Annotated in this window: 11 protein-coding genes; all 11 read left to right on the top strand. The window is 69.7% G+C overall.

The window, feature by feature from the left end:
* Nucleotides 1–559 precede the first annotated feature (559 nt).
* Nucleotides 560–1,057: a diaminobutyrate acetyltransferase gene (ectA, locus tag DQW06_RS17665; protein WP_019610152.1), complete on the top strand. Its 498-nt coding sequence runs from the start codon at nucleotides 560–562 to the stop codon at nucleotides 1,055–1,057.
* An 89-nt stretch (nucleotides 1,058–1,146) separates the two neighbouring features.
* On the top strand, nucleotides 1,147–2,412 hold the full coding sequence (ectB, locus tag DQW06_RS17660) for a diaminobutyrate--2-oxoglutarate transaminase (protein WP_013156200.1): 1,266 nt from the start codon (nucleotides 1,147–1,149) through the stop codon (nucleotides 2,410–2,412).
* A gap of 129 nt (nucleotides 2,413–2,541) precedes the next feature.
* Nucleotides 2,542–2,937, top strand: a complete 396-nt coding sequence (locus tag DQW06_RS17655; protein ID WP_013156201.1) for an ectoine synthase — start codon at nucleotides 2,542–2,544, stop codon at nucleotides 2,935–2,937.
* 490 nt (nucleotides 2,938–3,427) lie between these two features.
* Nucleotides 3,428–4,279, top strand: a complete 852-nt coding sequence (gene ehuB / locus DQW06_RS17650) for an ectoine/hydroxyectoine ABC transporter substrate-binding protein EhuB (RefSeq protein ID WP_041553421.1) — start codon at nucleotides 3,428–3,430, stop codon at nucleotides 4,277–4,279.
* A 7-nt stretch (nucleotides 4,280–4,286) separates the two neighbouring features.
* Nucleotides 4,287–5,015 carry an ectoine/hydroxyectoine ABC transporter permease subunit EhuC gene (ehuC, locus tag DQW06_RS17645; RefSeq protein WP_013156203.1) on the top strand — a complete coding sequence of 243 codons (729 nt, stop codon included), beginning with the start codon at nucleotides 4,287–4,289 and terminating at the stop codon, nucleotides 5,013–5,015.
* Nucleotides 5,015–5,653, top strand: coding sequence for an ectoine/hydroxyectoine ABC transporter permease subunit EhuD (gene ehuD, locus DQW06_RS17640; RefSeq protein WP_013156204.1), 639 nt, complete (start codon nucleotides 5,015–5,017; stop codon nucleotides 5,651–5,653). The genes ehuC and ehuD overlap by 1 nt, the downstream gene beginning before the upstream one ends.
* Complete coding sequence (gene ehuA / locus DQW06_RS17635) at nucleotides 5,640–6,476, top strand: ectoine/hydroxyectoine ABC transporter ATP-binding protein EhuA (protein ID WP_117198940.1); 837 nt, start codon at nucleotides 5,640–5,642, stop codon at nucleotides 6,474–6,476. Before ehuD ends, ehuA begins: the two co-directional genes overlap by 14 nt.
* Nucleotides 6,477–6,641: 165 nt before the next feature.
* Entirely contained in the window at nucleotides 6,642–7,574 is a 933-nt protein-coding gene (locus tag DQW06_RS17630; RefSeq protein WP_013156206.1) for a CPBP family intramembrane glutamic endopeptidase, read from the top strand.
* A gap of 165 nt (nucleotides 7,575–7,739) precedes the next feature.
* Nucleotides 7,740–9,851, top strand: coding sequence for an RNA degradosome polyphosphate kinase (locus tag DQW06_RS17625; protein ID WP_013156207.1), 2,112 nt, complete (start codon nucleotides 7,740–7,742; stop codon nucleotides 9,849–9,851).
* Entirely contained in the window at nucleotides 9,848–10,849 is a 1,002-nt protein-coding gene (locus tag DQW06_RS17620) for an NUDIX hydrolase (RefSeq protein ID WP_117198939.1), read from the top strand. The genes DQW06_RS17625 and DQW06_RS17620 overlap by 4 nt, the downstream gene beginning before the upstream one ends.
* A 57-nt stretch (nucleotides 10,850–10,906) precedes the next feature.
* Nucleotides 10,907–11,350 (top strand): SRPBCC family protein, encoded by a 444-nt coding sequence (locus DQW06_RS17615; protein ID WP_013156209.1) that lies wholly within the window; start codon nucleotides 10,907–10,909, stop codon nucleotides 11,348–11,350.
* The last annotated feature ends 276 nt before the right edge of the window (nucleotides 11,351–11,626 follow it).

Raw genomic sequence — 11,626 nt, 5'->3', positions numbered from 1 at the left:
CCCTCCCCCTGCCCCCACGCGGCCGCGCCAAAGGCCGCGTCCTTGCGCGTGCCGGCGTTTCGGGTGTGCCGGCAGCTCCTTCCGGCGTACCGTGTGGCGCGGGCGCGGAGCCCCCAAGTGGCGTTATGTCGCGAGCTTTCCACCGAATTGATGTGACTTAACGCACGCTTAATATTGCTCCGCGAGGATCTATGTTTGACCCTGACGGTTGTCGGTCCACCGAACGCCGGCGACCGCCCTCCCCGGCGGAGCCCCGAGCCCGCCCCACACGGCCGCGGCGCCGAACCCCCTGTTGGGCGGGGCGTGAGCGTGTGTCCCGTCCGCTCCCGGACGTCCCCCGAAAGTCCAGGTCAGAGCTTTGGGGCGCCGCTAAATAAACAGGCCATACCCGTGGGCGGTCTGCCCAAACATCCGCGAGCGGCCTCCACGAAATGTCATTGACATTCGTTCGCTAAATTCGATCGACGTGCCACATCTACGAACGAACCTCCAAGCACGCGACCGGACTGACACCGGGGCCACGGCCTCGGAAAATCCAGGTGCCGCGGGCCGTGGAGGCGTGCGCCTGTCGCACCCGTCCCCGGAGGACGGACCGCACATGTGGCGGCTGGCGCGGGAGAACGGCATGGACGCCAACTCCCCGTACGCCTACGCGCTCTGGTGCCGGGACTTCGCCACGACCAGCGTCGTCGCCCGCGACGACGAGGGCCGTGTCGCGGCCTACGTCACCGGTTACGTGCGGCCCGACGACCCCGACACCTACTTCCTCTGGCAGGTCGCCGTCGACTCCGCGTACCGCGGACAGGGGCTGGCCCGCCGGATGCTCGACTTCGTCGGCGACCGGATCACCGACCGCGGCCTGCGCTACCTCGAAGCGACCGTCACCGCCGACAACACCGCCTCCCGCGCCCTGTTCGCCTCGTTCGCCCGGGACCGGGGCGCCGAGGCGGTGTGGAGTCCGCTCTTCACCGGGGAACACTTCCCCCAGGAGGACACCCCCCACGACCCCGAGGACCTCGTACGCATCGGACCTCTCGGAGCCGGGCCCGGAGCATGACCGACCGTCCGCACCGGACCCGTTCGACCCACCCCGTCGCCCAAGCCATGAGCCCACGAACCTGGGATAAAGGAACCGAGGAACACACGATGGAGACCTTCCAGCGCCTGGAGTCCGAAGTCCGCGGATACTGCCGGAACTGGCCGGTCGTGTTCGACCGGGCCGTCGGTAGCCACGTCTACTCCGAGGACGGCAAGCCCTACCTCGACTTCTTCGCGGGTGCGGGGTCGCTCAACTACGGGCACAACAACCCCGAGCTGAAGACCTCGCTCATCGAGTACCTGACCGACGACAAGATCGTGCACAGCCTCGACGCCTACAGCGTGGCCAAACGCGAGTTCCTGAAGACCTTCGAGGAGATCATCCTCAAACCCCGGGGCCTCGACTACAAGGTCCAGTTCCCCGGACCCGCGGGCAACAACGCGGTCGAGGCCGCGCTCAAGCTGGCCCGCAAGTACACCGGTCGCGAGACCATCGTCAACTTCACCAACGGCTTCCACGGCATGACCCTGGGCGCCCTGGCCGTCACCGGCAACTCGATGAAGCGCGGCGGCGCGGGCGTGCCGCTGGGCCACGTCGCCACGATGCCGTTCGACAACTACCTGGACGGCAAGACGCCGGACTTCCTGTGGCTGCGCAGCCTGCTGGACGACAGCGGCAGCGGCCTGGACAAGCCCGCGGCCGTCATCGTCGAGACGGTCCAGGGCGAGGGCGGCATCAACGCCGCCAGCGCCCAGTGGCTGCGCGAGCTCTCGGACCTGTGCCGCGAGTACGGCATCCTCATGATCGTCGACGACATCCAGATGGGCTGCGGCCGCACCGGCGACTTCTTCAGCTTCGAGGAGGCCGGGATCACCCCGGACATCGTCACGCTGTCCAAGTCCATCAGCGGCTACGGCCTGCCCATGGCCCTCACCCTGTTCAAGCGCGAGCTGGACGTGTGGGAGCCGGGTGAGCACAACGGCACCTTCCGCGGGTTCAACCCGGCCATGGTGACCGCCGTCGGGGCCCTGCGCCGCTACTGGAGCGACTCGGCCTTCTCCGACTCCGTCAAGGCCAAGGGCGACATGGTCGCCGCCCGCCTGGCCGAGATGGCCGCCGAGCACGCCGAGTTCGGCGCGCACGTGCGCGGCCGCGGCCTGGCCCGGGGTCTGGCCTTCGAGCAGACCGACATCGCCAAGAAGGTCGCCGCCGAGTCCTTCGAGCGGGGCCTGCTCCTGGAGACCTCCGGCCCCGAGGACGAGGTGGCCAAACTCCTGCCGCCGCTCACGGCGAGCGAGGAGGAACTCACGGCCGGTCTTGACATCATGGCTGACGCGGCCCGCGCCGCGGTCAAGGCGGCCCAGCCCGCCTAGGGACTCCCACAGGGGGATTTCCACACCACACGGTGCGGGGCCGGGCGGCGACCCTCGGGACGTCGTCCGGCCCCTCCCCGTGTGCCGTACCACCACAGGAGCGCCGAGAGCGCGTAGAGGGGGAGCACAGTGATCGTTCGCAGCATGGACGAGGTCAACGACACCGACGCCGACATCAAGACGGAGAACTGGCGCAGCCGCCGGATCGTCCTGGCCAAGGACAAGGTCGGCTTCTCCTTCCACGAGACCGTCCTGTACGCGGGCACCGAGTCGACCTTCTGGTACGCCAACCACGTCGAGCTCGTGCACTGCATCGAGGGCGAGGCCGAGCTGACCAACGAGGAGACCGGGGAGAAGCACATCATCACCCCGGGCACCCTCTACCTGCTCGACGGCCACGAGAGGCACACCGTCCGCCCCAAGACGGACTTCCGCGTGCTGTGCGTGTTCAACCCGCCCGTCACCGGTCGTGAGGTGCACGACGAGAACGGCGTCTACCCCCTCGTCGTCGAGGAAGACGCCTGAGGCCTGATCCCAGGACTGTCGGACCACGCGGGCGGGGCCGGTCGGCCCCGCCCGTTCGCGTTCGCGGAAGGCGGCGTCCGGGCGTCCTCGGAGTGTCGCGCGGGTGGCGCCCCAGGGTGACGGAGAATCGGACCCAAAGTTACGAGCACCAGGTGACCCGCCCTGAGCAGGCCAAAGGCCGGGTCACCCCGAGACTGCACGTGAATAACCAGTGCATAACGGACTAATCGGGTCCTGTTACTGCCGGTCCTGCCCGGGGAGGGAGTCCCCCGTACTTGTGCCGCCGCGCCCTGTCCCCGGGCGGCGGCCGCAGCCGCGGCCCGGCGCCGCGGGCCGCCCGCGCCAGTACCTATCCGAATGCGCGGCGCTGTCGTCCAGCCAGGCGAGGGCGCCGCTCCCGCGAGTCTTTCGAGGAGCAGTCGTGAAGAAGCCGGTACCCGCAGTACGCAGAGGAACCTGGGGCCGCCGTGACGCGCTCCGCCTGGGAGGAGTGGGGCTGGCCACCCTCGGACTGGCCGCCTGCACCCGCGTCGACGGCGGAGGAGGAGAGGGGGAGGAGGGCGCCTCGACCCTGGACCGGCTGCGCGAACAGGGCTTCGTGGCCGTCGGCCTCGCCAACGAGATCCCCTTCGGCTTCGTCGACGACTCCGGCAACCCGGCCGGGCAGTCCCCAGCCGTGGCGAAGGCGGTCTTCGAGGAGCTGGGCGTCCCCGAGATCCAGGCCTCCTCGGTGAACTGGGACGGGCTGATCCCCGGCCTGAACGCGAACCGCTTCGACGTCATCGCCGCGGGCATGTTCATCACCCCCGAGCGCTGCGGACAGGTCGCCTTCAGCGAGCCCACCGCGACCTCCCCCGAGGCCTTCATGGTCGCGGAGGGCAACCCGGAGAACATCCAGCACTTCACGGACTTCGTGGACAACCCCGACCTCATGCTCGCGGTCCTCAACGGTTCGGTCGAGCAGACCTACGCCGAGTACTTCGAGGTCCCCGAGAACCAGATGGAGCTCATCCCCAACCAGACCGCGGGCTACGAGCTGCTGGAGGCCGGGCGCGTGGACGCGATGTCCATGCTCAGCGTGTCCCACACCTACCTCCTCCAGGACCGGGGCGGCCCCTTCGAGGTCACCGAACCCTTCTTCCCCGAGATCGACGGCCGGGAGGAGAAGGGCTGGGGCGGGCTGTGCCTGCGCCAGCAGGACACCCAGCTCCTGGAGGAGGTCAACCGGGTGATCGCCGAGTTCAAGGAGAGCGGACGCCTCCTGGAACTGGGCGAGGAGTGGGGCTTCACCGAGGCCGACCTGCCCGACGACACGACCACCGCCGAACTCTGCGAGGGATGAACCCGCAGTGGACTTCCTGATCCAGCGGCTACCGCTCTACGCCGAGGGCGCGTGGGTCACCATCCAGCTCACCCTCGGAGGCATCGCGCTGGCCTTCGTCCTCGCCATGGTCTTCGGGATCATGGGGACGATCCGCCACTGGCTCCCCCGGGCCGTCGCCACGGTCTACGTGGAGGTGTTCCGGGGCATCGCCGCCCTGGTGCTGATGTTCTGGATGGCGTTCGCCCTGCCCCAGCTGACCGGTTACCAGCTGGCCGACAACTTCGCCGCGATCCTCGCCGTGGGGCTCAACCTGGGCGCCTACGGGGCCGAGGTCGTGCGCTCCTCCATCAACGCCGTGCCCAGGCCGCAGGTCGAGGCCACCGTCGCGCTGAACCTCTCCTGGTTCCAGCGGACGCGCCTGGTCGTGCTGCCCCAGGCCTGGGCCCAGATGCTGCCCACGTTCGGCAACCTCAACATCGAGCTGATGAAGGCCACCGCGGTGTCCTACCTCATCGGTGTGGCCGACCTGACGGCCGTGGCGCAGAACATGCGCCAGGCCACGGGTGAGACGGTGATCGCCTTCATCGGCGCCTTCGTCCTCTACTACCTGATCGCGCAGGTGCTCATCCTCGGCATGCGACTGCTCGAACGCCGCGCCAACCGCAAGCTGGGCCGCGCCGCGCCGGGCGGCGGAGGCCTGGCGTCCCTCCTGCGGCCCCCGGCCGTCGACGCGAAGGCGGGGGTGGCCAAGTGATGTTCTGGGACTTCGAGTGGACCTTCGAGGTCATGCCGGACCTGCTGGGCGGCCTGTGGGTGACCGTCCAGATCACCGTGCTCGGTTACCTGATCGCGCTGGTCCTGGGCCTGGCGATCGCCATCGCTCGCCGGACGCCGTTCTTCGGTCCCGTCCTGCACGCGGTCATGGAGTTCATCCGGACGACCCCGCTGATCATCCAGCTGGTGTTCGTCTTCCTCCTGACCCCGGCCGACATCTCCGCGATGACCGTGGGCGTCGTCGTGATCGGCGTGCACTACGCGGCCTACACCGCCGAGGTCTACCGCTCGGGCATCGAGGGCGTGGCCAAGGGGCAGTGGGAGGCGGCCCGGGCGCTGAGCCTGCCCGCCAGCCGCACCTGGGGCGCGATCGTGCTGCCGCAGGCGATCCGCAGGACCATCCCGGCGCTGGGCAACTACCTCATCGCCATGTTCAAGGACACGCCGCTGCTGCTGGCGATCAGCGTGCCCGAGCTGCTCACCGAGGCCCAGCAGGTCGGCAGCGCGGACTTCCGCATCGTGGAGGCCTACACCCTGGTCGGGATCCTGTTCCTGCTCGTGAGCATCCCGTCCGCCATCCTCATCCGACGACTGGAGCGACGCTATGCCGCTGTCTGACACCCCCGTGAACGAAGAACCCCAGGGTGTCGGCAGCGGCCCCCGGGACCAGTCCCTGATCGTCTTCGACGACGTGGTGAAGCGCTTCGGCGACCTCACGGTGCTCGACCACCTGAACTTCTCCGTCGCCCCCGGCGAGCGGGTCACGCTCATCGGCCCCAGCGGTTCGGGCAAGACCACCATCCTGCGCCTGCTGATGACCCTGGAGAAGGTCACCGAGGGCGTCATCTGGGTGGGCGGCGAGCCCTTCAGCCACATGCGCAAGGGGCAGGGCCTGACCCGGGCGAACGAGTCCTACCTGCGCGCGCGCCGCAAGCGCGTCGGCATGGTGTTCCAGCAGTTCAACCTGTTCCCGAACATGACCGTCCGGCAGAACATCACCGAGGCGCCCGTGCACGTGCTGGGCACCCCCAAGGGCGAGGCCAACGCCAAGGCCGAGGAACTGCTGGAGCTGGTCGGGCTCGGCGACAAGATCGACGCCCACCCGACCCAGCTCTCGGGCGGCCAGCAGCAGCGCGTGGCGATCGCCCGCGCGCTGGCCATGCAGCCGGAGATCCTGCTCCTGGACGAGGTCACCTCGGCCCTGGACCCGGAGCTGGTGGCCGGGGTCCTGGACGTGCTGCGCGAGGTCGCCGAGACCACGGACATCACGATGCTGTGCGTGACGCACGAGATGGGCTTCGCGCGCGACGTGTCGCACCGGGTGCTCATGTTCGACCAGGGCCAGATCGCCGAGGAGGGCACGCCGGAGCAGATCTTCGGCGACCCCAAGGAGGAGCGCACCAAGTCCTTCCTCCGCTCGGTGCTCGACAACGGTTTCTGAAGGGGCTCCCGCACCCGCGTACAGCCGGGGCCGCTCCTTGGGGGGCGGCCCCTCGGCGTGACGGGACATGTCGAGGCGAGTGGCGACATACCGTAGTCATTAAGTAGCTTTTAGTTTCCCCTTGGGCAGAATGAGAGTTCTGAGACAGGGGGGACTCTTGTGACCATGGTGCGAAGATGGGGGCTCGTCTGGGGGGTGCTGGCCGCCCTGGTGTTCGTCGCGGTGCCGATGCTCGCCCACCCCGTACTGCGCTCCGACATCCTCGACGACTCCCTGGTCCTCTTCCTGATCTCCTGGTCCCCGATGCTGATCGGCGGCATCCTGGCCTGGGCCATGGTCAGGGGCTTCGGCGCCCGCGACCAGCTGGACCGCCGCGTCGTCCAGGCGATGGACGGCCACCCCATCGGCCGGGAACTGGGCTGGCTGGGACTGTTCCTCGCCGGCTTCGTGGTGTCCATGGCACTGCTGTCGATGGTCTTCGCCACCTACGAGGCCGTGTTCGGGGCCGACCTGGCCATGTCCGAGGCCCTGGTCTCGCGCCTGCTGTTCCTGTTCACCCTGCCGTTGCTGGTCATGGACCGCTCCGGCATCACCCTGGACGGCAAGGGCACCGCCATGCCCGCGGTCGCGCTGAAGGTGTCCGAGCCCTGGCGCTGGCTCGGGATGGTCCCGATCGCCATCGCGCTGGTCCTGATCGGCTACCTGCTCATCCCGCGCCTGGGGCTGCCGGGGCCCTCCCTCCAACTGCTGGGCTACGTGCTCGCGTTCACCGTCATGGCGGTGTGCGAGGAGATCTTCTTCCGGGGGATGGTGCAGACCCGCCTGGAGATCCTCATGGGCCGCTGGGGCGGCATCGTCACCACCTCGGTGGTCTTCGCCCTCACCTACGCCCTCATCCAGCCCTACGACGCGGTGTCCCAGCTGCCGGGGGCCGACCTGGTGTACAACACCGGCCTGGCCCTGCTCACCTACGCCACGGCCAGCCTCCTCTACGGCTACCTGTGGACGTGCTTCCGCAACACGTGGATCCAGGTGGTGATGCGCGTCGGCATGTTCCTGATGCTCATGCCCCCCGATCTCCAGACCGGCGTCATGTGACCGGATCCGACCACCGGACGAACGGTAAAACCCGCGGTCGGAAGGGGAAAACAGCGGCAGGAAAGGGCATAGGGCTACAGAGGGACCACACCAGTCGCGTCGCGGTCATTTTCCCCTCACGGGGTTGTCACCTCGCGGTCATGGAAAAGGGGGAGTCTGCCCACTGTGAGCACGGAAACAGCGCCAACACCCGATGGGCCCGCCGCCGGTACGCCCGAGCTTCCCGCCGACAGGTTCATGGACAGGGAGGAGGGGTGGCTGCGCTTCAACCAGCGCGTGCTCGAACTCGCCGAGGACGAGGACATCCCCCTCCTGGAACGCGCGCGGTTCCTGGCGATCTTCTCCAGCAACCTGGACGAGTTCTTCATGGTGCGCGTGGCCGGGCTCAAACGCCGCCTGGCCACCGGCCTGTCCGTCGCCTCCTCCAGCGGACACCACCCCCGCGCGCTGCTCGGGCGCATCTCCCGGTTCACCCGCGAACTCATGCTCCGCCAGGCCGCCTGCTTCCATGACAGCGTCGCGCCCGCCCTGCGCGAGGTCGGCATCCGCGTCGTGCGCTGGAACGAGCTGGAGACCGTCGAGCGCGAGAACCTGCGCGGCTACTTCCAGCGCTCGGTCTACCCGCTGCTGACACCCTTCGCGGTCGACTCCGCGCACCCCTTCCCCTACATCTCCGGCCGCTCGCTCAACCTCGCGGTCGCCGTCCGCGACCCCCACGACGGGCGCCGCATGTTCGCCCGGGTCAAGATCCCCAGCTCCCTGCCCCGCTTCATCGAGCTGGGCGACCGCGAGGGCGGCCGGTTCGTCCCCGTCGAGGACATCGTCGCCGCCCACCTGCCCCAGCTCTTCGAGGGCATGCAGATCCTGGAGCACAACGCCTTCCGGGTCACGCGCAACGCCGACCTGGAGGTCGACGAGGACGAGACCGACGACCTCGTCACCTCCCTGGAGAACGAGCTGCTGCGCCGCCGCTTCGGCCCGCTCGTGCGCCTGGAGGTCGAACACGACATCAGCGACGAGGCCCTGGCCATACTCACCGAGGAGCTGGGCGCCGAGGAGGAGGAGATCTACCGGGTCCCCGGTCCGCTCAACCTCGCCGGACTGTCCCAGATCGCCGACACCGACCGGCCCGAGCTGCGCTACCCGCCCATGGTCCCCGTCGAACCGCGCGCCCTGACCTCCGGCGACCTCTTCGCCGCCGTCCGCGAGAACGAGGTCCTCGTCCACCACCCCTACGAGTCCTTCGCCACCACCACCGAGCGCTTCCTGGCCCTGGCCGCCACCGACCCCGAGGTCATGGCGATCAAGCAGACCCTGTACCGCACCAGCGGCGACTCGCCCATCGTTGAGTCCCTCATCGAGGCCGCCCGCGAGGGCAAGGAGGTCGTGGTCCTGGTCGAGATCAAGGCCCGCTTCGACGAGCAGAACAACATCCAGTGGGCCCGCAAGCTCGAACAGGCGGGCTGCCACGTCGTCTACGGCGTCGTCGGCCTCAAGACCCACTGCAAGCTGTCGATGGTCGTGCGCCGCGACGACGACGGGCTGCTGCGCCGCTACTGCCACGTGGGCACCGGCAACTACAACCCGAGCACCGCCCGCATGTACGAGGACCTCGGCCTGTTCAGCGCCGACCCCGAGGTGGGCGAGGACGTCAGCGACCTCTTCAACAGCCTCACCGGCTTCTCCCGCAAGAAGCACTACCAGCGCCTGCTCGTGGCGCCCGGCGCCCTGCGCGAGAGCCTGCTCGAACAGATCGCCGTCGAGATCGACAACAGCCTCAGGGGCGAGCCCGCCCGCATCCGGATCAAGGTCAACTCCCTGGTCGACCTGGAGATCATCGACGCCCTGTACCGGGCCTCCCAGGCCGGGGTGAGCGTCGACCTGTGGGTGCGCGGCAGCTGCGTCCTGCGCGCCGGGGTGCCCGGACTGTCCGACAACATCCGGGTGCGCAGCATCCTGGGCCGCTTCCTGGAGCACTCCCGCATCTTCGTCTTCGCCAACGGCTGGCGGCCCCAGGTGTGGATCGGCAGCGCCGACCTGATGCCCCGCAACCTCGACCGCCGGGTCGAGGCCCTGGTACGCGTGGCCGACACCGAGCAGTGCCGCAGGCTGGTGCGCCTCATGGACCTGGCGATGGACGACGGCACCTCGTCCTGGCGGCTCGAACCCGACGGGACGTGGACCCGGTTCACCCGCGACGACGACGGGCGACCGCTCACCGACCTCCAGGACAGCCTGCGCGGCGACCGCCACCTGCGCGTGGTGGAGGGCGGGTGAGCACCGTACAGAACGGGGGAGACGTGGAGGGATCGGTCGAGGGAGCCCACGGGGCCGGGCCCCTGCGCGAGACGGCGGTCGGCGGCTACCTCGAACCGATCCGCGCGGCGGGCGCCCTGCTGTGGCGCGAGGGCCCGGGCGGCACCGAGATCGTCCTGGTCCGCAGGCCCGACCGGGCCGACTGGTCCCTGCCCAAGGGCAAGCTCAAGAGCCGCGAGCACGCCGTGACCGGCGCGGTCCGCGAGGTGGTCGAGGAGACCGGCCTGATCCCCGTGCTGGGCCGCAGGCTCCCCCCGCAGCGCTACCTCAAGGACGGCTGGCCCAAACAGGTGGAGTGGTGGGCGGCCACCACCGCCGACCCGGCCGCGGGGATCGACTACCCGCCCAACGAGGAGGTGGACCTGGTCGAGTGGGTGCCGGTGGAGGAGGCCCGCGACCGCCTCACCTACGACCACGACGTGCGGGTGGTCGACAACTTCCTGGCCGGGCCCGCGACCACCTTCCCCGTCATCCTGCTGCGGCACCTGTCGGCGGGGGACAAGGGCGCCTGGACCGACGACGACCTCCTGCGGCCCCTGGACGGGACCGGGCGCGCCGACGCCCTGGCCCTGCCCCGGGTGCTGGGCGCCTACGGGCGGCCCCGCGTGGTGACGTCGGCGGCGGCGCGGTGCACCGAGTCGCTGCTGCCCTACACGGTGGAGTACGACGTGCCCACGCGCACCGAGCGGGCGTTCACGATCCGCTCGTCCTCCAACGGCTCCCCGTACGGCGTGGAGGAGGCCCGCGAGGCGTTCGCGCGCGTCCTGGCCGAGGGGAGGCCGACCGTCGTGTGCACGCACGGAGAACTCGTCCCGCAGCTCATGGCCGAGGCGCTCACACGGCTGGGCGCGCCCTTCTCCCAGCAGCTGGGGCTGCGCAAGGGCTCCTTCTGGGTGGTGCACGTCACCGCGGAGGGCGGAGGGCTCGCGGCGGTGGAGCGGCACGCCGTCCGGGCTTGAACCCCGATCCGGCGGGGTGGCCGGGGCCGGTCCGCACGGCGCTGCCATGATGCGGTCATGGCCAAACACAGGGTTGCGCGGAGCGTCGTGGTCGACGCTCCCGCCAAGCGGATCTTCGACATCATCGCGGCGCCGGAACGGCACGCCGAGTTCGACGGCTCCGACACCGTCCTCTCCAGCCTCTTCGGGCCGGAGCGGCTGGAGAGGGGCAGCGAGTTCGGCATGGACATGAGGATGTTCGGCGTCGGCTACCGGATCACCAACCGGGTGGTGGAGTACGAGGAGGACCGCCTCATCGCCTGGCGGCACTTCGGTCCGCACCGCTGGCGCTACGAGCTGGAGGAACTGGCGGAGGGGGGCACCCGCGTCACGGAGACCTTCGACTACTCCAGGGGCCTGCCGGCCTTCTACGTCCTCATGGGGATGCCCGCGAGGAACGCGCGGAGCATCGAGCAGACGCTGGTGCGCCTCAAAGCCGCGGCGGAGTCGCGGGAGGACTGAGCGGCTGTCCGGCCGGACGCCGACACGACAGACGCCGCCCGCGGATCGGGGGCCGCGGGCGGCGCTGCGATGAGGAGAGCGGGTCCGCCGCGTCGGCGCCGCGCGCCCCCTCCTGCGCGGGCGCGCCGTGCTCAGCCGGACGCGCGGACCCGGCGACTAGCGCCGGTCGCGGTCCTTGTCCTCGTCCTCGTCGTCCTCGTGGTAGCCGTCCTTGTGGTCCTTGCCCTTGTGGTCCTCGTCGCCGTGGTCGCCCTTCTTGCGGTCGTGGCCCTCGCG

The organism is Nocardiopsis sp. TNDT3, from assembly GCF_003427465.1.
GTDB lineage: Bacteria > Actinomycetota > Actinomycetes > Streptosporangiales > Streptosporangiaceae > Nocardiopsis > Nocardiopsis dassonvillei.
Note: the sequence above shows the minus strand (reverse complement) of the source record. Positions and strands in the feature narration are given on the sequence as shown.